Raw genomic sequence first — 24,967 nt, 5'->3', positions numbered from 1 at the left:
GCCGGGGACATATCCGGGAGGACAATCGATGACATCCAGCATCTCGCGCCGCAGATTCGGTGCGCTTGCCAGTGCCGCCGCGACCGCCGCCCTTATACCGAAAGGCGTCCTCGCCCAGGCGAAGACGCTGACGGCGCTCGGCCACCGCGTCCACCAGACCGCCGCGACGACCGGGCCCGGCGGCGACGCGACCGAAAGCTTCCGCAAGGCTGCTGGAGCCGATGTGAACTGGGTCACCTTCGGCGACGTCAACGCCGTGCATGAGCGGCTGCTGCGCGAGGCCTCGCTGTCGGAGACCTCGATCGACGTCGCCTATCTCGTCAACGGACGCGCTGTGCAGCGCAATCTCCAGCTCTTCGAGCCGCTCGACAGCTTGATGAAGCAGGCGCCGATCGAGGCTTTCGATGATTTCGCTCCGGGCCTGCTCGCCCCGCTCAAGGTCGGCGAAGCCCTGCACGGCATCCCCGTCCGCCACGCGACCAATGCCCTGATCTATAACGAGGCCCTGCTGGAAGAGCGCGGCGTCACCAAGCTGCCGACGACATTCGAGGAGCTGACCGAGCTTGCCCGCAAGCTCACCTTCAAGCGCGAGGATGGCACGCAGGTCTATGGCCTCGCCTTCACCGCCGTATTCGCTTCGAACTTCCTGACGCTCGCCCGCTCCCTCGGCGGCGATTACATGACATCAGACGGCAAGATCGTCGCGGCCGAGCCGCCGATGGTGAAGGCGCTCACCCTGCTCGCCGATTTCTACAAGGCCGGCGTGCTGCCGCGGAATTTCGCGACGGTGAACAACGAGGAGATCACCACCTGGATGCAGCAGGGCAGGGCGGCGATGACGATCAATCCCTTCGCCCGCCTCGTCACCTATAACGACCCGTCGAAGGGCAAATATGGCGGCCGCTTCAAGTCGCTGCTGCCGCCAATGGCCGCCGACCTCGCCGGCAAGGTCGCATACGCGCCGACGGTCGAGTTCTGGTCGCTGGTGATCCCGAAGAGCGCCAAGCAGAAGCCATTGAGCTGGGAGTTCATCCGCGCGCTCTCCTCGAAAACCGGCACGACCGCCATGGCGCTGAACGGCAACGGCCCGGTGCGCATCTCGACCTATGCCGACGAGAAGCTGAAGGCGGCGATGCCCTATGCCCCCGACGAGGCCGCCGCGCTCAAGGCCTCGCGCATCCATCTGCCAGCCTTCGACGAGCAGGCCCGCGCCCACGACATCTTCATCGAGGAAACGCAGGCCGCCGTGCTCGGCCGCAAGCCGGCGCAGCAGGCGATGGATGATGCCACCGCGCGCGTGAAGCCGTTGCTCGGCTGATGGCTGGAGCGCTTTCAGACCGCGTCGCGCTTGTCACCGGCGCGGCACGCGGCATCGGCCTTGCGATCGCGACGCGGCTCGCCGAGGCCGGCGCCCATGCGATCATCCATGACCGGGATGCCGGCGCCGCCGACGCTGCGGTGGCCGACCTGCGGGCGCGAAACCTCCTGGCCTCGCCCCTGATTGCCGACCTCGCGGGGCCCGCAGTCCCGCCAGCCATGGCGAATGAGCTGAAGGCGCGGGGGACCGAGCCCGATATCCTCGTGCTCTGTGCCTCCGTCGAAATGCTGGAGACCTGGGACGCGGTCTCGGAAGCGGCGATGAGCGCCCAGACTGAGATTAATCTCCACGCCACGGTGCGGCTGCTACAGGCCTTCCTGCCCGCCATGCTCGCACGCGGCTTCGGCCGGGTGATCGCGATCGGCTCCGTGCAGGAGGCGCGCCCCAATCCGACGCATTTCTATTATGCGGCCACCAAGGCCGCGCAGACCAACATGATCCTGAACCTCGCCCGCACGACGCAGGCGCCGGGCGTTACCTTCAATATCGTCAAGCCCGGCGCGATCCTGACCGACCGCAACCGCGCCGTCCTCGCCCAGCCCGGGCGGAAGGAGCAGGTGCTCGCCCGCATTCCCCTTGGCAGACTCGGCAAGCCGGAGGACTGCGCGGGGATCGCCCTGCTGCTCTGTTCGCCCGAGGGTGGCTATATCAACGGCGCCGAGATCGCGGTGGATGGCGGCCTGCAACTGTGACAGCCGCCACGACCTTCTTGCCGAGCTCCCATCTGGATATCTGCTAACGACCGCTTTTCGGCACCGATCCAACTCCCGGTGTTGGCCCGCAGCGCCACTCGTCTGCCAATCACGGCATCGCAGTTTAAGCGACCCGGCTATCTGGAGGCTGGGCCTCTAGAGCTTACGCCTGAAGAGCTCAGCCAAATCGTGGAAATGGAGAGGTGAGGCCGAGCGGTTGCCGATGGCGGCCATGGCTCACGCCGTCGGCGCTATCGCATACGCCCGAAACACAGCCCCATAGAAACAGCCGGAAGCAATAAGAACGAAGCCGTGCCAGATCGCATTCTGGAACGGCAGGCTATGCCAGACGTGGAAAACGACACCAATCGAATACAGAAGACCGCCTGCAACGATCAGCCATACGGTAGTCGCTGGAAGGAGGCTGACGCTTTCCCAGATCAGAAGACCGCTCCACCCGATCAGGAGATAGAGCGCTATCGACAGGCGATCAAATCGACCCGGCAAAGCGACCTTAATGACGACGCCGGTCGCCGCCGCGAGCCATACGATTATCAGGAGAGCCTGGGCGAAAATGCTCCCGCTCAGCTTCATCAGGAATGGCGTGTAGGTGCCGGCGATGAGGACGTAGATCGCCGAATGGTCGAAGCGCCTGATGAGCCACTTGCGGGGCGAGATCGGCCACATGTTGTAGGTTGCCGAGACGATGAGAACCGTCAGAAGGGCCGCACTGTAGATTGATACGGGGATCAAATCGAACAACGGAGCACTGTTCGCGACCTGAACGATCAAAGCTGCGACGGCAGCCAGCCCTAAGGTAACGCCCAGGGCATGGATCACGCCGTCAGCCCAAAGCTCGGCACGCCTGAAGACGAAGCGCCCTGTTACGGGAACATTCACAGCAATTCCTAACGTGCTGGCGGCTTGGTTTGGCTTCGCCGGGTACCGAGCATCTATGTCATTCCGATGTCGAAACCGGTGCCGCTGATACCTGCCGCCGCTTCAATGGATGCGTCCCCGCGGTCTAGAGCGAAGGTGAGCCGTTTCGCCCGGGCGAGGCGCTCGGCCTAGAAATCCACGTCGTAGCGTGCCGTAGAGGGCGGCTGCCCCGCGAAGCCGACCGTCGACACATGCCCGCACCGACCAGCCCTACAGAACGCTCAATAGCCCTTGCCAAAGGAGAACCGTCCACACCTGGCGCGTTCTTACCGGACTTCATTCATATAGGCATGTGAGGCGGTCGTCGCACGGTGCCATCCGAGGATTGTGGGAACGCCGGCCTGATCGTACGCGACCTCGTCGATCGTGAGGACGGCCTGACGCTCAGGCAGGTCGAGTAGCGCCATGTCCTCATCGCTCGCGAGATCGGCCGTGATTTGCTCGCGGACGGCCGAGATACGAATGCCGTATTGCTCCAGGAGATGCAGGTAGAGCAAGGCCGGGAGCGCCTCCGGCTCGCGCGGCAGGTCCGGCACCCTTTCCTCGGCGAGCAGCAGCTTGTCGTGCATGACGGGGCGGCCGTCGGCATGCCTGATGCGATGGATGGCGACGATGCCACCCGCGGTAATCTGCAGGCGCTCGATCTCTTCCGCCGTGGCCGGTCGCGCCGTGACGCTCAGGAACTGGCTGGTGGATTTCACCAGGCTGCCATCGGCACGGTGCAAGCGGAAATACTGGAAGAAGAAGCGCAAGCTGTGATGCGGTGTCCGCCCGGTTACGACGGTGCCGGTCTTGCGGCGGCGCGAGAGCAAGCCCTCCGCGACGAGATCGCTCATCGCCCGGCGCACCGTGCCGACGGCGATGCCGAAGCCCTGGGCCAAAGCCGTTTCGCTGGGCAGCACCATGCCGGGCGGCCACTCGCCGACCAGGATGGCCTCCGACATATGCCGCTTCACGCGCTCATAGAGCGGCGCCGCCTCGCCGGCGCCGAAATTCGGCAGGACCGGCGCGGACGCGCCGGCGCCATTGCCTGTTCCGGCGGCAGCGCTCGACGCTTTTTTGGCATTGACAGGGGGCATGCCAGTCTGTCCTATTTCTATATAGTTTATATGAAAGAAGGAGGTCCGCAAATGGTGTTGCCAGTTGCGGCAGTTCAAGTGCTCCATCGCAGATCGGGCCGGCGCCGGACAAGCGCGGCCTTTGCGGGCTGAGCGATGTCGGAAGCTTCCTCGCCTCGATATCAGGAAACCGTGCTGGCGCAGGCCGGCGGCTGGATTGCCGGTCATGTCGACGGCGCGGTCGCCGAGCTCGACCGGATGATCGCAGTCGATACCTCCTTCCCGCCGGGCCTCGGCTATGACGATTTTGCGGGGCTGTTGGAGGAGCTCGTCGCTCCGCTCGGCTTTGAGAGCGAGCGCGTCGCGGTTCCCGAGGCGCTTTGGCATCTCCCGCACGGCCCCGCCGCCGGAGCACGCACGAACCTGATCGCCAGCCGCGCGAGCGGGCGGCCAGCCTGCGGCCTCTACTTCCATGTCGATACGGTGCCCGCCGCGGCAGGCTGGGAAACCGACCCGCTGCGGATGGAACGCGATGACGAGCGCCTGATCGGCCTCGGCGCGGCCGATATGAAGGGCTCCATCGCCGCGATCCTGCTGGCTCTGCGGGCGGCCAAAGCCTGCGGGGTCGAACTGGCTTATGATCCAGTGCTGCTGTTCTGCACGGACGAGGAGGGTGGCCTCTATCCCGGCATTCGCTATCTCGCCGAGCAGGGCCGGGTTCCGGGGCACATCCTCAACTTCAACGGCAGCGCCGAGGCCCGGGTCTGGGCCGGTTGCTTTGGCCTGTTCAACCTGCTCGTCCGCATTCACGGCCAAACCGTCCATGCTGGCGAGGGTAATCGTCGGGGTGGCGGCCTCAATGCGATCGAGGCCGCGTTGCCGCTGCTCAATGCGCTGGCGGCGCTGAAGGCCAGGGTCGCGACCCGCGTCTCGGCCTTGCCGCCGCCGCCGGGCAAGCCGCCGCTTGCCGCCCAGCTCAACCTCGCCGCGATCCGGGGCGGCACGGCCGGCGGGCAGGTTCCCGCGCTGCTCGAACTGACCATCAACCGACGCTACGCCCCCGAGGAACGCTTCGAGGATGCGCTGGCCGAGATCGAGGATGTGATCCGCCGTTGCGCTGCCGCTGTGCCGGAGCTGACGGTCGAGACGGCTCTGGTGGGCCATCTCATGCCGACTGCGGACCCCGCCGGGCCGCATTGGCCGCGCTGGCAGACGGCCATGGGCGAGGGCTTCGGCTATGCGCCGGGAGAGTTCCGCAAATGGGGAGCTGCGAGTTGCTCCGATTTCGGTTGGGTCCAGCGAGCTACCGGCCGAAGCGAGGTCCTGCTCGGCGGGCTCGGCCGGCCCGACCGCAACATCCATTCGCCCGGTGAGTACACGACCGTGCCCGACATTGTCGCGCTGGCCAAGGCCGTGCTCGCCTATCTCGCCGCCGATTTCAGGCCAGACATCAACCCCGATCTGCCCACGTCACAGAGCTGAAGGAGCGTCCCATGCCGAGCATCCATCGCCGCGATTTCCTCGCCGCCTCCGCCGCTCTCAGCGGCCTCGCCATGAGCGGCATCCCGGCCTTCGCGCAGACGCCGCGCCGCGGCGGCACGCTGCGCGTCAGCGTCGACCAGGCGGTCGCCAAGCTCAACCCGCTCGTCACCCGCGTGAACCCGGAATATCTCGTCGCCGAACTGCTCTATTCCGGCCTGACCCGGCTCAAGGTCGATATGAGCGCCGAGCCCGATCTCGCCGAGTCCTGGACCAACTCCGCCGACCTGACCGAATGGACCTTCGTCCTGCGCAAGGGCCTGACCTTCCATGACGGCTCGCCCTGCGCGGCGGCCGATGTCGTCGCGACCTTCGAGGCGATCCTCGATGCCAAGACCGCCTCGCCGGCGCGCCAGAATGTCGGCCCGATCGCCAAGGTTTCGGCGAAGGACGATGCGACCGTCGTCTTCAATCTCTCGGCGCCCTTCGCCGATTTGCCGGTGACGCTGGCCTATACCAACGCCAAGATCGTGCCGGCGGCCGTCATCAAGGGCGGGCTGGAGAAGCTCGACCGTCAGGCGATTGGCACCGGTCCGTTCAAGCTCGTCTCCTTCGAGCCGGAGCGGCAGATCGTCGTCACCCGCAACGACGCCTACTACGACAAGGCGAGGCCCTATCTCGACAAGATCGAGGTCGTCGTCTTCCCGGATGTCAGCGCCGAGGCCTCAGCTCTGATCGCGGGTGATACCGACCTGATCAGCACGACCCCACCGACCGAGTTCGGCCGGCTACAAAAGGCGAATGGCGTCAAGGCGCTGCGCGTGCCCTCGGGCCAGTTCTGCAACGTCAATTTCGGCTGCGACCAGAAGCCCTTCAACGATGTGCGCGTGCGCCAGGCCCTGGCGCTCACCGTCGACCGCGCCGCCATGGTCGATTTCGTCACCGAGGGCTTCGGCTCGGCCGGCAACGACACGCCGCTCAACCCGGCCTATCGCTTCTATGCCGACCTGCCAGCCAAGAAAGCCGACATCGCCAAGGCCAAGGCGCTGCTCACCGAGGCCGGCTATCCGAAGGGGCTCGAGGCAACGCTGATCGCCTCCGACCGACCGGGCCAGCGCACCCAGCTTGCAGTGGCCCTGCGCGAGATGGCCAAACCCGCCGGCTTCGACATCAAGGTCGAGACCATGCCGCATGCGACCTATCTCGACCAGGTCTGGAAGAAGGGCTCGTTCTATGTCGGCTTCTACAACATGCAGGCGACGGCCGACGCCATCTTCTCGCTGCTCTACACCTCCAACGCCGCCTGGAACGAGACGCGTTGGAACAATGCCGCCTTCGACAAGCTGATCTTCGAGGCGCGCGCGACCGTCGACGAGGCCAAGCGCCGCGCGCTCTACGCCGAGGCGCAGAAGCTGATGTATGACGAGGTGCCCTCGATCATCCCGGCCTTCTTCGACCTGCTCGGCGGGCAGCGCGACTGGGTCGAGGGCTATCAGCTCCATCCGCGCGGCGCAGTGTTCCGGCTCGACCATGTCTCGCTCGGCGCCAACGCGCCGAAGCGCGGCTGAGCGCAGGCGAGGGCAGCGGCGTGTCGCCGGCCTATATCCTCAAGCGCATCCTGCTGATCGGCTACACGCTTCTGGTGGTGTCGCTGATCGTCTTCGCGATCACCCAGATCCTGCCGGCGGATGCCGCCGTCATGATGCTGGGCGAGAACGCGACGCCGGATGCGCTGGCGGCGCTGCGCCTCAAGATGGGGCTGAACGACCCCATCTGGATGCAGTATCTGCACTGGCTCGGCGGCGTGGTCCGTGGCGATTTCGGCATCTCGATGCGCACCGGTCAGCCGGTCGCGCCCGCGATGATCGAGGCGCTTGGCCGCTCGCTGCTGCTCGCGCTGTTCTCGATCCTGCTGATGCTGGCGGTCGCGATCCCGCTCGGCATCGTCGCGGCTGTCAGGCGCGGCAGGGCGGCCGATCTCGGCGTCAGCTTCCTTTCCTATATCGGCGTCTCCTTGCCGGAATTCGTCACGGCGACGCTGATGGTGCTCATCCTGGCCGACTGGCTGCAATGGCTGCCGGCGACGGGCTATGTCCCGCTGACGGAAGATCCGCTGCGAGGCCTCAAGCACCTCGTCCTGCCCGTGCTGACGGTGTCGATGATCCTGATCGCCCATGTCTCGCGCATGGTGCGTTCCGAACTCGTCGACGTCTTGCACTCCGACTATATCCGCGCCGCGCGCCTCAAGGGGCTGTCGAAGCGGCAGGTGCTGTTCAAGCATGCGCTGCGCAACGCGCTGCTGCCGACCATCACCATCGTCGCGCTCGATGTCGGCTACCTGCTTGGCGGCGTCATCGTCGTCGAGGAGATCTTCGCCCTGCCTGGCATCGGGCGCCAGCTCATCGTCGCGATCCAGGCGCGCGACCTGCCCTCGATCCAGGCGGGCGCGCTGATCATGGCGACGACCTATGCCGTCGCGAATTTCCTCGCCGACATCGCCTATGCCTGGCTCGACCGGAGGATCCAGTATGATTGAGATCCTCAAGCGCATGCTGCGCTCGCCGCAAGGCGCTCTCGGCCTCGTCATCGTCGGGCTGATCCTGCTCGTCGTGATCGTCGGGCCGTGGTTCGCCCCTTACGATCCCGAGAAGATGGCGCCGCTGATGCGCTACAAACCGCCGAGCGCGCAGTTCTGGCTGGGCACCGACCAGTATGGGCGCGACATCCTGAGCCGCCTGCTGCACGGCGCACGCGCCACCGTCGTCCTGGCCGTGCTGGCTACCGTGCTCGGAACGCTGGTCGGAGCCGTGATCGGCACGGTCTCGGCCTTCTTGGGCGGGCGCAGCGACGAGGCGATCATGCGCACCGTCGACGCGATCATGTCGATCCCCAGCCTGTTGCTGGCGCTCCTGATCGTGAACCTGCTCGGCAAGAGCAGCCTCAACGCGCTGCTCGCCATCGCGCTCGCCTTCGCGCCGGGCATGGCGCGGGTGACGCGCTCGGTCGCGCTCGCCGTGCGCAAGCAGGATTACGTCAACGCTGCGATCGCGCGCGGCGAGAGCGCAGCCTTCATCGTCGGGCGCGAGATGCTGCCGAACGTGGTGGCGCCGATCATCGTCGAGATGACGATCCGCGTCGCCTTCGCGGTGATGCTGTTCGCGACGCTCTCCTTCCTCGGGCTGGGCGCGCAGCCGCCGGCTTCCGAATGGGGGCTGATGGTCGCCGAGGCCCGCCGCTTCATGCATCTCAGCGCCTGGATGATCCTGTGGCCGAGCCTCGCCATCGCGCTGGTCGCGATCGGCTTCAACCTGCTCGGCGACGGCCTGCGCGACGCGCTGAACCCGAGGACCTGACGCGATGAGCACGATCCTCGACATCGCCGGCTTCAGCCTCGACTACGCGACGCCGACCGGCTTCATGCGAGCCCTCGACGATGTCAACCTCCAGGTCGCCAAGGGCGAGGTGCTGGGCCTCGTCGGCGAATCCGGCTCCGGCAAGACCTCGCTCGCCTGGGCGATCATGCGTTACCTGCCCGCGACTGCGCGCGAGGCGGGCGGCATCCGATTGACCGGGCAGGACCTGCTGAAGGCGTCCGAAGCCGAGATCGACGCGATCCGGGGCAAGCGCATCGGCATGGTCTTCCAGGATCCGAGCACCTCGCTCAACCCGACGCTGCCGCTCGGCGAGCAGCTTGCCGAGGTGTTGGTGCGCCATCGCGGCCTGACCCGGAAGCAGGCCTGGGCCGAGGGCGAGGAGCGCCTCGCTCATGTCGGGCTGAAAATGCCCAAGCAGATGATGCGGCGCTACCCGCATGAGGCCTCGGGTGGTGAGAAGCAGCGCGTCGTCATCGCCACCGCCTTCGCCTGCCAGCCGGAATGCATCATCTTCGACGAGCCGACGACGGCGCTCGACGTCATCACCGCCCGTCAGATCCTCGATCTTTTCAAGGAACTGCAGGAAGAGACCGGAGTCGCCTCGCTCTATATCTCGCACGACCTCGCTCTGGTCTCGCAGATCGCGACCAAGGTCGCGGTGATCCATCGCGGCAGGATCGTCGAGCAGGGCGCTGTCGGCGATGTCTTCGCCCGGCCGCAGGACAGCTACACCCGGAGGCTTCTGGCCGCAGTGCCGCGGCCGGACCACAGGCTGGTCGAGACGCAGGGACCGGAGACCGGCAAACCGCTGGTCGAGGTCGAGAAGGTCAGCGTGCTCTATGGCCGCAAGCCTTTCCTTGGCGGGCTGCTCGGCCGGGCGAACACGCAGTTCACCGGCAATCGCGAGGTCAGCCTGTCGGTGATGCCCGGAGAAATCCTCGGCATCGTCGGCGAATCCGGCTCGGGCAAGTCGACGCTGGCGAAGGCGATGACGGGGCTCAACCGCTTCGAGGGTGAGATCCGCTTCGCCGGGCGACGGATCACCGGGCTGTCCGACATGGACCGGACCTATCGCCGCGACGTCCAGATCATCTTCCAGCACCCGGATTCCTCGCTCAATCCGCGGCAGCGCATCCGCGAGATCCTGTCCCGGCCGCTCGCGCTCTATGGCGAGCCGGGCGCCCGCAGGGACACTGCTGCCATCGGCGAATTGCTGGAACAGGTCAGGCTGCCGGCATCCTATGCCGAGCGCTACCCGCACCAGCTTTCCGGCGGCGAGAAGCAGCGCGTCGCCATCGCGCGGGCCTTCGCCTCGAAGCCGAAGCTCGTGATCTGCGACGAGATCACGTCAGCGCTCGACGTCTCCGTTCAGGCCTCGGTGGTCGAGCTTCTCGTCGATCTGCAGAAGCGCTTCGGCACCGCCTATCTCTTCATCACCCATGATCTCAATCTGGTGCGCCAGATCGCCCACCGGATCGCGGTGATGTATCGCGGCGACCTCGTCGATCTCGTCGATATCGCCGCGCTCTCGACCGGCCCCCTCCATCCCTACACCCAATCGCTGCTCGAAGCCGTGCCCGCCCCGGCCACGGCTGCCGCCTGACATCAGAGGCCACACGCATGAACCCCCGCGACCTGATCCATTCGCTCGACGAGAAGGCCTGCCTCGCGCTGCTCTCGGACTGGGTGAAGCAGAAGAGCTATTCCGAGACCGAAGGCGAGAAGGCGCTCGTCTACCATGTCGTCGATCAGATGAAGGCGATGGGCATAGAGGCGGAGGCGCAATCCTTCGACGAGGGTCGACGCGCCAATGCCATCGGCCGCTGGACGGGGCAGGGCGGGGGCAAAAGCCTGCTGTTCAACGGCCATCTCGATACCAACCCGGCGACCGAAGGCTGGACGGCCGACCCGTGGGGTGGCGTCATCGACGATGAATTCATCTACGGAATCGGCGTCTCCAATATGAAGGCGGGCGACGCCGCCTATTACTGCGCGGTCAAGACGCTGATCAATGCCGGAGTGAAGCTGAAGGGCGACGTGATCCTGACCTTCGTCGTCGGCGAATTGCAGGGCGGTGTCGGCACCGTCGCGGCGATCCGCAACGGCATCCGCGCCGACTATTTCGTCAACAGCGAACCGACCGACCTGCAGGCCGTGACGATGCATGCCTGCGCCTTCTCCTTCGTCATCGAACTCACCGGCAACACCCGCCACCTCTCCAAGCGCGAGCAGGCGGTCGACGCGATCATGGCGGCCTGCGATCTCGTCCCGCGCCTCAATGCGATGACCTTCTCGGGCGCGCCGTCGCCCGAGCATGAATCGATCAACCGCGTCCATGTCGGCGTCGTCCATGGCGCCCTCGGCAAGGAGCTGCACGAGTGGCGCGCGCCGCAGGTGGCGGATTACTGCAAGCTCAAGGGCTCCGGCCGCTATGCGCCCGGCCAGACCCAGGAAGGCGCGCTCGCCGACATGAAACGCGAGCTCGCCGCGCTGGAGCAGCGCTTTCCAGGGTTGAAGACGACGATCCGCATTGAGAAGAAGGAAGGGCATCAGTCGATGCCGGCCTTCGAGGTCGCCAAGGATGCCCGCATCGTGAAGACCGTCAACGCGGCTTACGAGGCCGTGCGCGGCGAAAAGCAGCCGACCGGCGCGATCAAGCCGCCCGGCTTCTTCGGCACCGATGCCGGCCATCTCTATGCCGAGGCCGGGATGGAAGGCATCGTCTGCGGACCGGGCGGGCGCTACAACACCATGCCCGACGAGCGCGTCGAGATCCGCGATTTCCTCGACATGATCCGCATCTACATGCTGACGATCCTGGATATCTGCGAGGTCGCGTGAGCCCGCCCTTTCCGCGTGAGGAATTCGCGGGACGGGTCGCTAGGGCCCGCGCCGCGATGGCGCAGGCCGGCGTGGACATCATGCTCGTCGATCATGCCGAATTCCTGGCATGGCTGACGGGCTACACCGTCTCCGAGACGATGTATCGCGCGGCCTTCCTGCCGCGCGAGGGCGAGCCCTGGTTCGTGCTGCGCGAGCTCGATGCCGGGCCTTGCCGCGCCGCCTGCTGGTTCTCCGACATCGTCGGCTATGCCGATACGGCCGAGCCCCATGCGATCATGGCCGATGAGCTGCGCCGCCGCGGCTTGGCGGGCGCCCGTATCGGGGCCGATCACAGCTCCTACGGCTTTACCGCCGCGACGCGCGACAAGCTGGGCGCCCTGCTGCCGGAGGTGCGCTTCATCGACCTGCCTGCGGCAAGCGATCTGCTCAGGGCCGTGAAATCGCCGCTGGAGATCTGCCTGATCGGAGACGCCGGCTGCATCGCCGACAAGGCCATGGCGGCCATTGCCGCTCAGGCGAGGCCGGGGCTCTCGCCGCGTGCAGCGGCCGCGATCGCTGCGGCTTGTTTCCTCGAGAACGGGGCCGACACCGGCGAAACCGGCCCCATCGTGCCCGGGATCGGCGACCATGAGTTCCTGCATGGCGTCATGACGGCGCAGCCGCTGCGAGATGGCGACATCCTTCACGTCGAGCTGATCCCGAAGGTCCGCAATTACGGCGCACGCCTGATGCGGCCGGTCCTGATCGGCGAGGATCGCCGCGGGCTTGCGTCGCTCGCCGAACGCCTCGTCGCCCTGCAGGACCGGCAGCTCGCGGCCATGAAGCCAGGCGCTGTCGCGCGCGATGTCGATGCCATCCTCCGAAAGGCTGTTCTCGCCGAGGGCCTGCGGCCAGCCTATGACAACGTGAGCGGCTATACGCTGGGTCTCTACGGCCGAACTCCGCGGCCAAGCGATTTTTCCCGCGTTTTCCTGCCGAGCTCCGATTGGCGGCTGGAGGAGGGCATGGTCTTCCATATGTATGTGTCTGCGGGCGGGCTGGGCTTCAGCGAAAGCGTCGTTGTGGAAATGGAGGGCGCGCGACGCCTGACGCAGGCGCCGCGCATGCTGCTTTCGGCCAACTGGCGGTAACTCGTCGAGATAACGCAACGAACGACTTCATGGACCTGGCCTCTGTAGCGATACGCCGCGGGAGATGAGTGTCCGCTTTCTGGCGATAATCCAATGCCAGGGGTTGGCGCGAGGAGCCCGGAGACATCTCGATCGCTCCAATGATCGCTTGGGCTGGTGGCCAACGCCCATCGGTGGCTGATTAGGCGCTGGCTCGGATCGAGGCGATAGAGGGCACACGCTGGCCGGCTCGACCATCTGTTGCTTCGGCCCTATCAATGCCTCCGGTGCGGTGGGGAGCGCGACAGGGATAGCGGATGCGGATCGATTCCAGTCTTAGAGTAAGCCAAGAAGCCCGAATTCTCGCAAAAGATATCGAGGAGCAATCAGGCTACCTCGTCAGAATACGTCGCCCCGCGCCCAGCGAAGCGGGGTTCTTCGATCTCTGGAACCGCTCCTTTGCCAAGGTCGATCCCAACTCCCGAACCGCTCATGTCGTAGTCAGTGGCGACCTCGACCATCGAATTGAAGCCCATGAATTGCGTCACCTGGAACGCTACCTGGTCGATCGGGTTTGGCAGTTCGCTTCCACCGAAGCGTTGCCGGTAAGGCAACGGCATCAGGTCGAGGCGCTCGACAACGACCTCGAGCATTTGACGATGATTCCGTTCGAGCTCGTTCTCCCGGGCGCCGAGGAGTTTTGGGAAGCACTTTACTCCGAGGTTCTCAAAGGTGTGCCCAGCTCCGATGACGGATCTTTTGATCTATCGAGGCATTTGCTCATTCTTCGCGTCGTTCTGCCCAGCTCGGCAGTCAGGCGCGATGCAGAGAAAATGGCTGAGGCGATCGGTATCACGGCGCATGTTGATCGGCTGGAAAGCTGGTACCGGCAGGCGCCAGACGACAAGGTTGGCCTCGGGCGGCTGATGATCGAGGAAGCTGGGCTGCCAGTGGCCTGCATCAGACTGCAGAGATTTCGGCCTGCGCCTGACGTCATTGAGATCCAAGCACTTTAGCATGCTTTCGCGGGATCCCGTTGGTTCCTGCGGATTGAAACCTGGAACGACTGCCTCCGCGAGGCTGGCGTTTAGCTGTCAGCTTCGGCGCATCCTCGATTTCGGGGGGAAGAATGCACTGCTCCATGGTTGGATGTCCTAGATGCCACCGAGATGAAGCGTTTTCATTTCCAGGAACTCTTCGATGCCGTGGTGAGACCCTTCGCGACCGAGACCGGACTCCTTGATGCCGCCAAAGGGAGCGGTCGTTGTCGAAACCGACCCGGCGTTGATGCCGACCATTCCGAATTCCAAAGCCTCCGCCACCCGGAATGCTCGGGATATGTCCCGGGTATAGAGATATGACGCCAAGCCGAACGGCGTGTCGTTCGCCTGGGTGATGACCTCGGCTTCCTCGGAGAAGCGGAACAGCGGAGCCACCGGGCCGAAGGTCTCCTCGCTGGCGATCTTCATCTCCACGGTGGCTCCCTTCAGCACCGTCGGCTCGTAGAACAGCCCGGAACGGACCTTGCCACCGAGGACGAGCGAGGCTCCGCGCGCGGTAGCATCGTCGACGTGCTGCTGGATCTTGTCGATAGCTACCCGGTTGATCATGGGGCCGATCGTGGTGCCGTCCGCCAGGCCGTCGCCGAGGACGAGATTGGCTGCCGCGGCTGCCAGCTTTTCCGCGAAGGCGTCGTAGATGCCGTCCTGGACGAAGATGCGGTTGGCACAAACGCAGGTCTGGCCGCCATTGCGGAACTTGCTGGCCATGACACCCGCGATGGCGGCATCGAGATCGGCGTCATCGAAGATCACGAACGGAGCGTTTCCACCCAGCTCCAGGCCAACGCGCTTCACCGTGGCAGCGCATTGCTCCATCAGGATCTTGCCCACGCGGGTCGAGCCGGTGAAGGTCAGCTTCCGCACGAGCGGGCTGCGCGTCAGGGCGCCGCCGATCTCGCCGGGCTGGCCCGTCAGGATGTTGATCACCCCCTTCGGAATCCCCGCACGCTCGGCGAGCACGCCGAGTGCGAGTGCCGAGAAGGGCGTGGCTTCGGCGGGCTTGATCACGATGGTGCAGCCGGCCGCAAGGGCGGGCGCCGCCTTCCGCGTGATCATCGCGTTCGGGAAGTTCCAGGGCGTGATCGCGGCGACCACGCCGATCGGATGCTTCTGGACGATGATGCGGCCGTCGGTGGTCGCGGCAGGAATGGTCTCGCCGTAAACGCGACGCGCCTCTTCGGCGAACCACTTCACGAAGGAGGCGCCGTAGACGATCTCTCCGCGCGCCTCGGCCAGCGGCTTGCCCTGCTCGAGCGTCATGATGCGCGCGAGATCTTCGCTGTGCTCCATCATGAGGCCGTACCAGCGCTCCAGGAGGTGCGCCCTGTCGGCGGCGGTCCGCGTCTTCCAGGAGTGGAAGGCGCGCTCTGCGGCCGCGATGGCTGCCTCCGTCTCCGATGCTCCGCACCGAGGAACGTTGCCGATGATCGCCCCGCTCGCGGGATTGTCGACGGCAAAGGTCGAGGCGTCGTTCGCTCCCACCCATTCTCCATCGACGTAGCAGAGCTCGCTGAAGAGCGAGGGATCTTTCAACTGGGTAGCGATCGTCATGCCAGACCTCCGACGGGTTGTCGGCATCATGCTTCGCGAACCACGGCACGATCTGCTGAAAGGAGCATCGAGATCGATCGCAAAGCGCGAATGCGGCTTCACTTCTTGCCGATCCAGCCAGGCAGGCAGTGCTTTCTGTAAGGCGAATATGCGGGGCTGGAAAATGACCAAGGATCAGATCGTCTACGAGGATTTTTCGAAGATCGACATTCGGATCGGCCGCATCGTGCAGGTATTGCCGTTCGAGCGTGCCCGAAATCCCTCCTACAAGGTCGAGGTCGATTTCGCAGAGTTCGGCAAGAAATGGTCGAGCGCCCAGATCACCAGCTATGCCGCCGACGAGCTCGTGGGCCGCCTGGTGTCCTGCGTCATCAATATGCCGCCTCGGAACATCGCCGGCTTCCAATCGGAAATCCTGATCCTCGGCGCGCGCGACGCCGCCGGCAATGTGAAGCTGCTGTCGCCGACCAACGAGGTCGGACTGGGCGAGCAGGTCTTCTGAGGGACCGAAATCATGGAAACCGCGGATTTCATCGTCATTGGCGGAGGCATCGCCGGTGCTTCGGTCGGCTACGAGCTGAGCCGCCACGGCAAGGTCGTCGTGCTGGAGATGGAAGCCTCTGCCGGCTACCACTCTACGGGCCGGTCGGCCGCCGTGATGTCCGAGAATTACGGTCCGGCCTTGTGGAGCAGGCTCGTGACGGCGTCGCGAGCCTTTCTGGAGACGCCTCCGGATGGCTTCACCGACGTTCCGCTGGTCACGCCCCGCGGCGCGCTCTTCCTCGCCCGAGATGGAGAGCAAGCGCAGCTTCAGTGCCAGGCCGACGAAATGCTCCGACGCGGCGCGACGATCGAAATGACCACGGCCAAGGAGGCTCTGAGGTTCTGCCCGGTCGTCCGAGACAGTGAATTCGTATCGGCGCTTTACGAGCCCGACTGCAAGGATATCGACACCAACGCTCTCCTCATGGGCTATTTGAGGGCGCTCCGGAAGAACGGCGGGACATTCGTCCCCGACGCGAGGGTTCAGTCGCTTCAGCACGCGGGGGAGACATGGCGGGCCTCAAGCCGTCGGGGCCGCTTCGAGGCTCCGGTGGTGGTCAATGCCGCCGGCGGCTGGGTCCAGGAGATCGCCGAGCTCGCCGGCCTATCCTTCCGGAACGTCGTGCCCTTCCGCAGAACCGCCGTTGTCTTCGATCCGCCGGCAGGCAGCACGATCCAAAGCTGGCCGATGACCTTCGACGTCGCCGAGACCTTCTATTTCAAGCCCGAAGCGGGCCGGATCATGGTGTCGCCCGTCGACATGGCACCGTCCGCTCCCTGCGATGCACAGGCTGACGAGTTGGAAGTCGCCGTGGCGATCGACCGGATCCATCGCTGCACGACGATGGAGGTGAGGACCGTCGTCCACAAATGGGGCGGTCTGCGGACCTTTGCTCCGGATCATGAACCGGTCATCGGGCGAGACCCGGAGCAGCCCGGTTTCATCTGGCTGGCCGGGCAGGGCGGCAATGGCGTGATGGCTGGCGCGGCTGCCGCGCGCCTCGCCGCGAGCTTCGCGCTGGACACCTCGATTCCAGCCGACCTCGCGGCGCTTGGCATCACCGCCGAGAATGTCTCGCCGGGGCGTGCCTGCGTTGTTGATCCCGACGCCGGAGTGCCGGTCGTCGGCACGCTGGAAGACTTCGCCTGACGAAAACGCGCTTCGTTCCAACGGAAAGGAAAACCCATGCCTGTCGATCAGCGAACTTCCGAACAGCTTCTGGCGGCGCGCGCCGACAACATTCCGCGCGGCATTCTGACCGCCCATCCCATCGTCATCGATCGTGCGGAGGGCGGGTATCTCTGGGACAAGACCGGTCGGCGCTATCTCGACTTCGTCGGCGGCATCGGCGTCATCAATGTCGGGCACAACCATCCGCGCGTTGTGGCCGCCGTCCAGGAGCAGCTCAAGCGCGTCACGCATACTGCTTTCCAGGTTGCGGCCTATGAGCCCTACATCGCTCTGGCCGAACGTCTCAACAAGCTCGTCGGCAAGGGGGCCCCGTACAAGAGCGTCTTCCTCACCACCGGCGCGGAGGCGGTCGAGAATGCAGTGAAGATCGCCCGCGGCTACACCAATCGTCCGGGCATCATCTCCTTCCGCGGCGGCTTCCACGGCCGCACTTTGCTTGGAGTGACGCTCACCGGCTTTGCCCAGCCATACAAGCAGAACTTCGGCCCCTTCGCAGGCGAAATCTACCATACGGCCTACCCGGACAGCTATCGCGGCGTATCCTCGCAGGATGCGATCGCGGCCCTGGAAGAGGTGTTCGCCACCGAAATCGCGCCGGATCGCGTCGCTGCGATCATCATCGAGCCCGTCCAGGGCGATGGCGGATTCCTCGAGGCTCCCGCCGCGTTCATGAAGGCGCTTCGGGAGATCACCCAACGCCACGGCATCGTGCTGATCTCCGATGAGATCCAGACGGGCTTCGGCCGGACCGGGAAGCTCTTCGGCTTCGAGCATTCCGGCATCCAGCCGGATCTCGTTACGGTCGCCAAGAGTCTGGCCGGCGGCTTCCCGATCTCAGGCGTCGTCGGCAAGGCGGAGATCATGGATGCGCCGGCTCCGGGAGGCCTCGGCGGAACCTATGGCGGCAACGCAGTCGCCTGCGCTGCGGCGCTGTCTGTGCTCGACGCCTTCGAGCAGGACGGTCTCGTCGAGCGCGCCGGGGTTCTCGGCGGGAAGCTGTCGGCTGCCCTCGATGCGCTCAAGGCGAAGCATCCCGATATCGGCGTGGTGCGTGGCCTCGGCTTCATGCGCGCGCTCGAATTCGTGACCGACGCCGAGACCAAGGCGCCGGACGCGGACCGGGCCCATCAGGTCATGGAACGCGCACGCGAACGGGGCCTGCTGGTGATCAAGTGCGGCGTTCACCGCAATATCGTCCGCTTCCTCGCTCCGATCGTCATTTCTGACGCGGATCTCGACGAGGCGATGCACATCCTCGGTGAGGTGCTGGCTGGCACGGAGGCGGCCAAGGCGGCTTAAGGCAATCATGCTACCCCGGTGAGCTTCGCGTTCACCGGGGGCCAGAAAAGACGTTTCAGCGCCTCGTGGAATTTCACAGGGGGTCTGAGGCAGGTATATCGAGCGCGGCCGCTGAGATGGTGGCACCTCAAATTGTGCTGGAGAGCACGCCACACCTACGGCCGGCCTCCGATGCAAGCCTGGGTGCGAGCGCGAACTTGTCTGCGAGACCGCACCAGGCCTCAGTCGACATTCGGTATCACTTTTCCAGGGTTCATCAGTTTCTGCGGATCCAGTGCCTGCTTGACGAGGCGCATGATGTCGACCTTCGACGCAGCCCCGAAACGGGCGAGCAGGTCGAGCTTCACGCGTCCGATTCCGTATTCGGCACTGAAGGTCCCGCCCATGTCGAAAGCGAGCTCGTAGATCTTCGGCGATACCTGCTCCTCGAACCGCGCCTTGAATTCAGGCGCGGAAATGCCCTGCGGCGCGACGACGTTGAAATGGACGTTCCCGTCACCGACGTGGCCGTACACGGAGAGGATGGCCCCGGGACGGTTCTCGTTCACGATTTTCGAAGCTGCCTGAATAAACGCCGCGAGACGGGACGTGCGAACGGCAACGTCATGTTTGACCGAGCCTCCGTGATGGACTTCGGCCTCCGGGATATTTTCCCGCAATTGCCAGAAGTCCGCGGCCTGCTGTCCGCTTGCGGCGATGGCTCCATCGCTGACAAGGCCGCTTTCCATCAATTCTGCGAGCAGTTGGGTGCTCGCCTCCTCGAGGTTGAGCACCGACGACGACGTCGAAGCCTCCATCAGGACGTAGTGATCGGCTGGGTTCGCGAGCGGGCGACGAAAGTCAGGCCGTGACGCCAGCAGGAGCTGCAACGACGTCTCCGAGACATATTCGAAGGAGGTGATCGCTTCGCCTGTTTCGCGCTGGGCGGCATCGAGAATCCCGGCCAGATCTTCGATATGCTTGATCGCGAGGAACGCGGTTATCGTCTGCTGCGGTTTCCTCGTCAGTTTGAGCGAAGCGCCTGTGATGATGCCGAGCGTGCCCTCCGCGCCGATGAAGAGCTGCTTCACGTCGTAACCCGAGTTGTTCTTTCGCAGCGGGCTGAGCTCGCTGTAGAGCGCGCCATCGGGGAGCACGACTTCAAGCCCGAGAACCAGGTCCCGGGCCATGCCATAACGCAGAACCGAAACGCCGCCGGCATTCGTCGACAGGTTGCCGCCGATCCGGCAGGACTGCTGCGAGCCGAGCGAGAGTGGGAGCAACAGGCCAGCATCGTCGGCGGCGCGCTGAAGCTCGCTAAGGATGATTCCTGCATCCACCGTGACGGAAAGGTTGCCGGGGTCGAGGTCGCGCACCCGGTGCATGCGCTCGAGGCTGACGACGAGCTCGTCGCCGCTGCGACTTGGCGTGGCCGCGGTGCAGTAGCTCGTGTTGCCGCCTTGGGGGACGAGCGGAACGTGCTCCTCCGCGCAGGCCCGGACGATCGCCTGGACTTCCGCGGTATCCCGTGGCCGCAGCAATGCCCGGGTACTGCCGGAATACAACTTCCGGAAATCGGTCGTGTAGGCGGCAATGATGTCCTGGTCGCAGGTCACGATGTCTTGCGGTAGTTTGGAAAGCACCCGAGCGATGGCATCCATGGGGGCAGCGTTCTTCCTGAGGTTGCGGTTCGAAGGACAGGCTAGGAACGAGCGAGCAACGTGGGCGGCACCGAGTTGTATTCCCCGAAGCGATGGGGTCCCTGCGAGACAGCCTGTCTGAAATGATCCGCAGCGGACCGGCGGGCCTATTGGTCGAGAATGTACTTCACCGGGACGTGCTCCTTATCGAGGATCGTCTTGATCACGATGTAGCTGAAGTACTTCTCCACGCCGATGTTGCGCTCCAGGATGCCCTCCATGAGTTCCTGGTAACGGGCTACATTCTTGGTCACGAATTTCAGAAGATAATCGTACCCACCGCTCACCAGATGGCACTCCTGAAGGGCCTCATAGCGCTTGATCTCGACCTCGAACTTGATGAAGTCCTCGCGGCGATGATCGTTGAGCGTCACTTCGGTGAAGACGGTTATGTGGTCGACGAGCTTCGACAGCTGGATGCGGGCATTGTAGCTGACGACATAGCCCGCTTCCTCCAGACGTCGCAGCCTGGCAAGGCACGGACTCGGGGATAGCCCCACCGCGTCCGCCAGGTCGACATTGGTCAACCTGGCGTTCTGCTGGAGCTGCGCGAGGATGTTGATGTCGATGCGATCAAGTCTCGGTGCGCCCGCCATTCCCGCGTCTCTCCCCTCGTGATCAGCCGCGAAGCGCTTCCTGATGCGCCTTCGCGAGATCGGCCATGCTGTTGAAGCGGAAATCATACTTGGGCATGTCGCCCGGGTGCATCGTCGCGCCGAACCCATCCTGGTCGTAGCGGCGATAGATCCAGCAGGATGCCAGGCCGTGCTTGTTCGCCGGTCCGTGGTCGTGGAACATGCTTTCGGCAGTGTGCAGGACCTCGTGCTTCTGGATACCGAGCGTCTCCAGCTTCTTGAGCATGTAGTCGAAGTTGCGATCGGACGGCTTGTAGGAGCCGATATCCTCGGCCGTGTAGATCGCGTCGAATTCGACCTGGAGCTTCGCGTTGCTGGCGGCGAAGCTCTCATTGTCGACGTTAGACAGAATCACGAGCTTGTAGTGCCGCTTGAGGTATTGGAGGGCGCCGGCGGAGTCGGTGAATGCCGGCCAGTTCTTGACCGACTGGCCATAGGCCACGCACTCGTCCCATGTCACGGCGACACCCCATTCCTCGGCCAGTCGCTTGTAAACGATCGGCAGGAGGTCGCGATAAGTCTTCGCCGGCGTCTGCAACTGCTGCGACGACTCGTGGCGGGCGTGCGCTTCCAGCACCTGATCGCGCGTGAGGGGCGTCGCGAGCCGGCTGGTGAGTGGCTTGAGTCCCTCGAACATGCCCGTTTCCCAGTCGATCAGCGTTCCATAGCAGTCGAAGGTGAGCGCTTTGAAGTCTGTGAGTTTCATAGGTCTTGTCCTGTCTTTGAGGGAACGAAACGATGGTCGGCGCCTGAGGGCGGCCGCATGGCGATCGATGAAGTCTTGCCAGCAGCCCCGGTCGGCATCTCCTGTCTGTCCTCAATGTGCCGCGTGTTCCGCCGCAACAGCGAGAAAACCTGCAAGCGCAATCCGCAGCTCTTGCTGAATGCGACCGGTGAAACAGCGGCATCTGCCGCTCGCGTGCACTCGGGGCAGGGCGCTGCGGAACTCGAATTTATAAGCCGCTGCAACTGCTTGGCCCGGCCGGCGGCGTGCTTCTCCCACTGACGAGCGAGACGCCGCGGCAACGCAGCACGATGTGCTGGTCCGGCCTCATCGGGGTAATCGCAACGGGTTTGGGCTGGAAATGAACGCATCCCGGTCAGACCGTCTTGAGGAAGAGGGGCACCGCCAATTGCGCGTAGACCGAAAATCGCGATGCCGTTTCTTCCTCGAACTGCGCCGCTCTGCCGAGAATATTGATCGAGCCAACCGTTCGATCCAGCCAGCGCACCGGGATGTTCATCACGCTCTCGCAACCGATCGCCCACAGCGCCTCGTGGTCGAAGAAGACGTCCTTGAGGTCCTGCCGGCTCCGGCCGACATAGCTTCTGCCTTCCAGGATGAGCCGATCGGCCCATCGGCTGCTCGGCAGCGGTTTCGAGCCGCCGGTCGGGCTGACGTCCTCCCGGTTCGAGTAAAGACGCGACATGACCATGTCGTCGTAGTCGAAGCGCAGGCAGGTGAAGAGCAGATGAGCGTGAAGTCCTGCGGAATGCTCTTCCAGGGCGGAAAAGATAGCCTTCTCGCTCGTCGCTTTCGTCAACACGGCGAGAAAGGCCCGGATGTCGTCGTGCGCGATCATCGAACCCTCACCGTCGGCTGGTTCTCGCCACCGAAGGGCTGGATAAGATCGCCGGCTGTGACATCGCGCAGGATCAGCATCAGGCCGAGGCAGACATCGTCCTTCACCCGCATCCGACGGGGAGGGGAGAACGCATCGCCGACGCCATTGATGAGCATGGGATCCGGATGGCCCTCGGGCCTGACGAGGCCCTTCAAGCGCAGGAGGCGGGTTCCGAAGAATCCGGCCAGATTCTCGATCCATTCGGAGATCGAGCTCCAGGAGGCATCCGGCTTCCATTCCGCGAAGGCTACCGTGATGCGCGAGGCCGTGGCAGCGATCGCAGAGAAACGAGCTGTCCCGGGGACAGATCGATCGCCCTGCGCCGAGAACGCCAAAAGCGCCCGCTCGCGAGGCTGATCCGTCAGGACCTGCGCCGCCAGGGGATTGAAGCCTTGAGCTTCGGTGGCGCAGCGGTTCCATTCCCGCTGGGAAAGCCGATCCAGCTTGGTCATCACGATCGTCTGCGCGGCCGCGAGCTGCGATGCATAGTGCGGAAGGAAGTTGTCGCCGACGAATGGGGCCGAGGCGTCGAAGGTGGCGATGATGCGGACATCGAACGCGACTTGCCGGATCGCGCGCAGGGAGCGGATGATCGGCGCGGGTTCGGAGAGGCCGCTCGTTTCGAGAATGATCCGCCGCGGAGGTGCCAGATGCCGCTCCGCCCAGGCCAGCAGCAAGGCATCGATCCCCTCCTGCAAATCATTGCCGAGGGAACAGCAGACGCAACCGCCATCGAGCGTGGCGAGAGCGAGATTTCGATGGTCGGCACTGATCACCGCCCCGTCGATATTGACCTCGCCGGCATCGTTGACGAGGACGCCGGTGTCGGAGGTGTCCGCGAAGGAGAGGTGATCCGAGAGAAGCGTCGTCTTGCCGGAGCCCAAAGGGCCGGTCAGCACGATGAACTCCGGCCGCTCCGTCGTTGGGGCAGGGCGGTGCATCACGCCCCCTGCCGGGCTGCCGCAACCATCGCCTCGACATCGACGAGGAGTTCGGCCGGGTCATAGAGCAGGCCGCCCTTGATCACGGTCTCGAGGCTGCGCTCCCAATCGACCGACTTCGTGGCGTCGTTCAGCCGCATCGTGCCGGTGCCGTAGAGCAGCTTGAAATCGTTCAGCGGATTGCTGCGGTGGATCAGGATGTCGGCGCGCTTGCCGATCTCGAGCGTCCCGGTATCCTGATCGATGCCCAGAAGCTCGGCGCCGCAGGCGGTGGCGGAACGCAGCACCTCAAGCGGGGTGAACCCGGCCTCCTGCAAGAGCTCCAGCTCCCGGACATAGCCGAAGCCGTAGGTCTGGAACATGAAGCCGGAATCGCTGCCGACGGCGATACGCCCGCCGAGATTCTTGTAGTCGTTGACGAAGCGCATCCAGAGACGGAACGTTTCCCGCCACTCGATCTCGTTCGTCGTCGACCAGCGATACCAATAGGCGCCGTGCCCGCCGCGCTGGGGCTGGAAATAGGCCCAGAGCGTCGGATCGGTAAAGCGCTCGTGCCAATCCGCCCGCCGCGTGCGCATCAGGTCGCGGTTGGCATCGTAGACGTTGAAGGTCGGCACGAAGCTGTGACGCGCTTCGAGGAAGCGCCCGAGCACCGTTTCCCACTTCGGCGAACCAGGACGGGCGGCCTGCATAAAAGTCTGGCCCGCCGCCGAAAAGCGCAGATATTCGTCGCCGTAATCGTAGTCCGGCGGAAAGGCTTGCAACGTCCGGTTTTCGAGCAGCGTCTCGGGGATACCGTAGGAGTGCTCGGTGCTGCTGAGACCCCAAGCGGCCGTCTGGAGCGGGTTCATCCGGCCGACGGCGAGCTGTGCGTGATGGCAGCAACTCCGCAGGTCGTGCCGGGCACACTCTTCGAGCGCCGCCTTCATCAGTGCGGGCGGCGTCCCGAAGAACTTGACGCCGTCGGCACCGGCCGCCCTCACGGCGCGAACCCAGGCGGCCGCCTGTTCCGGCGTGTGCAAGCTCTTGACGTAGTCGGTCGTCGCCGGGAACGGCGCGTAGGCCATGATCCGCGGCGCGTCGATCCGATGCTCCTCGGCCGCCGCCTTCTGCTGCAATGTCCAGGACAGTCCGTTGAAGCATCCGGTCTCGCGGACGGTGGTGACCCCGTGGCCGAGCCAGAGCTTGTAGATGTAATCGGCCGACGGCTGCGGTCCGTTCTTCGCATGGAACGGAGCACCGATATGCGCATGGCAGTCGATGAGGCCCGGCGTGAGGAACTTCCCGGAGCAGTCGATGTCCAGAACATCCTCGGCGCGAGCTTCCTCGGGCAGCTTCGCCTTGCCGGTCTTGGCCAGGATCACGATGCGGCCGCTCTCGACGATCAGGTCGGCCGGGCCCCAGGGCGGGGCACCGGTTCCGTTCTCTAACGGGTCAAGGTCTGGCAGCTTGGTCCTGAGCGGTTGATGCCGTTGGGTGCCTGCGTTCTCTGCGTGCTCATCGGCACTTGATGGGGTCAGCTGGGTGCAAGGTGGCTTGGTTGAAAGCGCAGTCGGCCGACCTGGTCG

23 protein-coding genes are annotated in these 24,967 nt (G+C 64.8%); 14 read left to right on the top strand and 9 right to left on the bottom strand.

The genetic code is table 11. From position 1 onward, the window contains the following. Positions 1 to 28 precede the first annotated feature (28 nt). Complete coding sequence (locus AC1DE3_RS20440; protein WP_476852707.1) at positions 29 to 1,318, top strand: ABC transporter substrate-binding protein; 1,290 nt, start codon at positions 29 to 31, stop codon at positions 1,316 to 1,318. Next, complete coding sequence (locus tag AC1DE3_RS20435; RefSeq protein ID WP_476778253.1) at positions 1,318 to 2,070, top strand: SDR family NAD(P)-dependent oxidoreductase; 753 nt, start codon at positions 1,318 to 1,320, stop codon at positions 2,068 to 2,070. The genes AC1DE3_RS20440 and AC1DE3_RS20435 overlap by 1 nt, the downstream gene beginning before the upstream one ends. Before the next feature lie 237 nt (positions 2,071 to 2,307). On the opposite strand, the gene trhA is transcribed toward AC1DE3_RS20435, so the two are convergent. Together trhA and AC1DE3_RS20425 are read right to left on the bottom strand one after the other, a co-directional pair. Continuing rightward, complete coding sequence (trhA, locus tag AC1DE3_RS20430) at positions 2,308 to 2,976, bottom strand: PAQR family membrane homeostasis protein TrhA (RefSeq protein ID WP_476778762.1); 669 nt, start codon at positions 2,974 to 2,976, stop codon at positions 2,308 to 2,310. A 299-nt stretch (positions 2,977 to 3,275) separates the two neighbouring features. Beyond that, positions 3,276 to 4,088, bottom strand: coding sequence for a GntR family transcriptional regulator (locus AC1DE3_RS20425; protein ID WP_476852706.1), 813 nt, complete (start codon positions 4,086 to 4,088; stop codon positions 3,276 to 3,278). A 135-nt stretch (positions 4,089 to 4,223) separates the two neighbouring features. Here AC1DE3_RS20425 and AC1DE3_RS20420 point away from each other — a divergent pair, with 135 nt between their 5' ends. From AC1DE3_RS20420 to AC1DE3_RS20385, 8 genes are all read left to right on the top strand, one after another. Beyond that, positions 4,224 to 5,549, top strand: coding sequence for a M20 family metallopeptidase (locus AC1DE3_RS20420; protein WP_476852705.1), 1,326 nt, complete (start codon positions 4,224 to 4,226; stop codon positions 5,547 to 5,549). A gap of 11 nt (positions 5,550 to 5,560) precedes the next feature. After that, a complete protein-coding gene (locus tag AC1DE3_RS20415; RefSeq protein WP_476778256.1) occupies positions 5,561 to 7,114 on the top strand; it encodes an ABC transporter substrate-binding protein in 1,554 nt (517 codons plus the stop codon). A 20-nt stretch (positions 7,115 to 7,134) separates the two neighbouring features. Continuing rightward, positions 7,135 to 8,082 (top strand): ABC transporter permease, encoded by a 948-nt coding sequence (locus AC1DE3_RS20410; RefSeq protein WP_476852704.1) that lies wholly within the window; start codon positions 7,135 to 7,137, stop codon positions 8,080 to 8,082. Then, positions 8,075 to 8,899: an ABC transporter permease gene (locus tag AC1DE3_RS20405; protein ID WP_476778258.1), complete on the top strand. Its 825-nt coding sequence runs from the start codon at positions 8,075 to 8,077 to the stop codon at positions 8,897 to 8,899. Before AC1DE3_RS20410 ends, AC1DE3_RS20405 begins: the two co-directional genes overlap by 8 nt. A gap of 4 nt (positions 8,900 to 8,903) precedes the next feature. After that, positions 8,904 to 10,523, top strand: coding sequence for a dipeptide ABC transporter ATP-binding protein (locus AC1DE3_RS20400; protein WP_476852703.1), 1,620 nt, complete (start codon positions 8,904 to 8,906; stop codon positions 10,521 to 10,523). 17 nt (positions 10,524 to 10,540) lie between these two features. Beyond that, the gene (locus AC1DE3_RS20395) at positions 10,541 to 11,761 is read left to right on the top strand and encodes a M20 family metallopeptidase (protein ID WP_476852702.1); all 1,221 of its coding nucleotides are present in this window, start codon (positions 10,541 to 10,543) and stop codon (positions 11,759 to 11,761) included. After that, entirely contained in the window at positions 11,758 to 12,894 is a 1,137-nt protein-coding gene (locus tag AC1DE3_RS20390; RefSeq protein WP_476778261.1) for a M24 family metallopeptidase, read from the top strand. The genes AC1DE3_RS20395 and AC1DE3_RS20390 overlap by 4 nt, the downstream gene beginning before the upstream one ends. 296 nt (positions 12,895 to 13,190) lie before the next feature. Continuing rightward, positions 13,191 to 13,889 carry a hypothetical protein gene (locus tag AC1DE3_RS20385; protein ID WP_476778262.1) on the top strand — a complete coding sequence of 233 codons (699 nt, stop codon included), beginning with the start codon at positions 13,191 to 13,193 and terminating at the stop codon, positions 13,887 to 13,889. A gap of 138 nt (positions 13,890 to 14,027) precedes the next feature. On the opposite strand, the gene AC1DE3_RS20380 is transcribed toward AC1DE3_RS20385, so the two are convergent. Beyond that, on the bottom strand, positions 14,028 to 15,485 hold the full coding sequence (locus AC1DE3_RS20380) for an NAD-dependent succinate-semialdehyde dehydrogenase (RefSeq protein ID WP_476778263.1): 1,458 nt from the start codon (positions 15,483 to 15,485) through the stop codon (positions 14,028 to 14,030). Positions 15,486 to 15,648: 163 nt separating this feature from the next. On the opposite strand from AC1DE3_RS20380, the gene AC1DE3_RS20375 reads away from it, so the two are divergent. The 3 genes from AC1DE3_RS20375 to gabT are packed head-to-tail and all read left to right on the top strand — an operon-like array spanning position 15,649 to position 18,519. Continuing rightward, positions 15,649 to 15,987: a tRNA-binding protein gene (locus tag AC1DE3_RS20375; RefSeq protein WP_441513367.1), complete on the top strand. Its 339-nt coding sequence runs from the start codon at positions 15,649 to 15,651 to the stop codon at positions 15,985 to 15,987. 12 nt (positions 15,988 to 15,999) lie between these two features. After that, a complete protein-coding gene (locus AC1DE3_RS20370; RefSeq protein WP_476852701.1) occupies positions 16,000 to 17,178 on the top strand; it encodes an NAD(P)/FAD-dependent oxidoreductase in 1,179 nt (392 codons plus the stop codon). 36 nt (positions 17,179 to 17,214) lie between these two features. Next, a complete protein-coding gene (gene gabT, locus AC1DE3_RS20365; RefSeq protein WP_476778265.1) occupies positions 17,215 to 18,519 on the top strand; it encodes a 4-aminobutyrate--2-oxoglutarate transaminase in 1,305 nt (434 codons plus the stop codon). A gap of 221 nt (positions 18,520 to 18,740) precedes the next feature. Here gabT and AC1DE3_RS20360 read toward each other — a convergent pair whose 3' ends face one another. The 3 genes from AC1DE3_RS20360 to AC1DE3_RS20350 all read right to left on the bottom strand — a co-directional run bounded on the left by AC1DE3_RS20360 (position 18,741) and on the right by AC1DE3_RS20350 (position 21,539). After that, positions 18,741 to 20,159 (bottom strand): FAD-binding oxidoreductase, encoded by a 1,419-nt coding sequence (locus AC1DE3_RS20360; RefSeq protein WP_476852700.1) that lies wholly within the window; start codon positions 20,157 to 20,159, stop codon positions 18,741 to 18,743. Between the two features lie 146 nt (positions 20,160 to 20,305). Then, positions 20,306 to 20,794 carry an Lrp/AsnC family transcriptional regulator gene (locus AC1DE3_RS20355; RefSeq protein ID WP_476778267.1) on the bottom strand — a complete coding sequence of 163 codons (489 nt, stop codon included), beginning with the start codon at positions 20,792 to 20,794 and terminating at the stop codon, positions 20,306 to 20,308. A 22-nt stretch (positions 20,795 to 20,816) separates the two neighbouring features. Beyond that, positions 20,817 to 21,539: a haloacid dehalogenase type II gene (locus AC1DE3_RS20350; protein ID WP_476778268.1), complete on the bottom strand. Its 723-nt coding sequence runs from the start codon at positions 21,537 to 21,539 to the stop codon at positions 20,817 to 20,819. Between the two features lie 57 nt (positions 21,540 to 21,596). Here AC1DE3_RS20350 and AC1DE3_RS20345 point away from each other — a divergent pair, with 57 nt between their 5' ends. Further along, complete coding sequence (locus tag AC1DE3_RS20345) at positions 21,597 to 21,839, top strand: hypothetical protein (RefSeq protein WP_441513360.1); 243 nt, start codon at positions 21,597 to 21,599, stop codon at positions 21,837 to 21,839. A 94-nt stretch (positions 21,840 to 21,933) separates the two neighbouring features. Here the strand turns inward: AC1DE3_RS20345 and AC1DE3_RS20340 are convergent, their stop codons facing one another. From AC1DE3_RS20340 to AC1DE3_RS20330, 3 genes are read right to left on the bottom strand one after another with little or no spacing between them, the layout of a single operon-like run. Then, positions 21,934 to 22,416, bottom strand: a complete 483-nt coding sequence (locus AC1DE3_RS20340; RefSeq protein WP_476778269.1) for a GAF domain-containing protein — start codon at positions 22,414 to 22,416, stop codon at positions 21,934 to 21,936. Further along, positions 22,413 to 23,399, bottom strand: a complete 987-nt coding sequence (locus tag AC1DE3_RS20335) for a CobW family GTP-binding protein (RefSeq protein WP_476778270.1) — start codon at positions 23,397 to 23,399, stop codon at positions 22,413 to 22,415. The genes AC1DE3_RS20340 and AC1DE3_RS20335 overlap by 4 nt, the downstream gene beginning before the upstream one ends. Then, positions 23,399 to 24,919, bottom strand: a complete 1,521-nt coding sequence (locus AC1DE3_RS20330) for an amidohydrolase family protein (RefSeq protein ID WP_476852771.1) — start codon at positions 24,917 to 24,919, stop codon at positions 23,399 to 23,401. Before AC1DE3_RS20330 ends, AC1DE3_RS20335 begins: the two co-directional genes overlap by 1 nt. Between the last annotated feature and the right edge of the window lie 48 nt (positions 24,920 to 24,967).

This window comes from Allobosea sp. 10L417 (assembly GCF_056395485.1).
This window is presented reverse-complemented; position numbering and strand designations above follow the sequence as displayed.

What these genes read in the sequence shown, in the direction of transcription:
- AC1DE3_RS20440 (WP_476852707.1), top strand. Translation starts at nt 29, where the DNA reads ATGACATCCAGCATCTCGCGCCGCAGATTCGGTGCGCTTGCCAGTGCC.
- AC1DE3_RS20435 (WP_476778253.1), top strand. Translation starts at nt 1,318, where the DNA reads ATGGCTGGAGCGCTTTCAGACCGCGTCGCGCTTGTCACCGGCGCGGCA.
- AC1DE3_RS20425 (WP_476852706.1), bottom strand. Translation starts at nt 4,088, where the DNA reads ATGCCCCCTGTCAATGCCAAAAAAGCGTCGAGCGCTGCCGCCGGAACA.
- AC1DE3_RS20420 (WP_476852705.1), top strand. Translation starts at nt 4,224, where the DNA reads ATGTCGGAAGCTTCCTCGCCTCGATATCAGGAAACCGTGCTGGCGCAG.
- AC1DE3_RS20415 (WP_476778256.1), top strand. Translation starts at nt 5,561, where the DNA reads ATGCCGAGCATCCATCGCCGCGATTTCCTCGCCGCCTCCGCCGCTCTC.
- AC1DE3_RS20405 (WP_476778258.1), top strand. Translation starts at nt 8,075, where the DNA reads ATGATTGAGATCCTCAAGCGCATGCTGCGCTCGCCGCAAGGCGCTCTC.
- AC1DE3_RS20400 (WP_476852703.1), top strand. Translation starts at nt 8,904, where the DNA reads ATGAGCACGATCCTCGACATCGCCGGCTTCAGCCTCGACTACGCGACG.
- AC1DE3_RS20395 (WP_476852702.1), top strand. Translation starts at nt 10,541, where the DNA reads ATGAACCCCCGCGACCTGATCCATTCGCTCGACGAGAAGGCCTGCCTC.
- AC1DE3_RS20385 (WP_476778262.1), top strand. Translation starts at nt 13,191, where the DNA reads ATGCGGATCGATTCCAGTCTTAGAGTAAGCCAAGAAGCCCGAATTCTC.
- AC1DE3_RS20380 (WP_476778263.1), bottom strand. Translation starts at nt 15,485, where the DNA reads ATGACGATCGCTACCCAGTTGAAAGATCCCTCGCTCTTCAGCGAGCTC.
- AC1DE3_RS20375 (WP_441513367.1), top strand. Translation starts at nt 15,649, where the DNA reads ATGACCAAGGATCAGATCGTCTACGAGGATTTTTCGAAGATCGACATT.
- AC1DE3_RS20370 (WP_476852701.1), top strand. Translation starts at nt 16,000, where the DNA reads ATGGAAACCGCGGATTTCATCGTCATTGGCGGAGGCATCGCCGGTGCT.
- gabT (WP_476778265.1), top strand. Translation starts at nt 17,215, where the DNA reads ATGCCTGTCGATCAGCGAACTTCCGAACAGCTTCTGGCGGCGCGCGCC.
- AC1DE3_RS20360 (WP_476852700.1), bottom strand. Translation starts at nt 20,159, where the DNA reads ATGGATGCCATCGCTCGGGTGCTTTCCAAACTACCGCAAGACATCGTG.
- AC1DE3_RS20355 (WP_476778267.1), bottom strand. Translation starts at nt 20,794, where the DNA reads ATGGCGGGCGCACCGAGACTTGATCGCATCGACATCAACATCCTCGCG.
- AC1DE3_RS20350 (WP_476778268.1), bottom strand. Translation starts at nt 21,539, where the DNA reads ATGAAACTCACAGACTTCAAAGCGCTCACCTTCGACTGCTATGGAACG.
- AC1DE3_RS20345 (WP_441513360.1), top strand. Translation starts at nt 21,597, where the DNA reads ATGGCGATCGATGAAGTCTTGCCAGCAGCCCCGGTCGGCATCTCCTGT.
- AC1DE3_RS20340 (WP_476778269.1), bottom strand. Translation starts at nt 22,416, where the DNA reads ATGATCGCGCACGACGACATCCGGGCCTTTCTCGCCGTGTTGACGAAA.
- AC1DE3_RS20335 (WP_476778270.1), bottom strand. Translation starts at nt 23,399, where the DNA reads ATGCACCGCCCTGCCCCAACGACGGAGCGGCCGGAGTTCATCGTGCTG.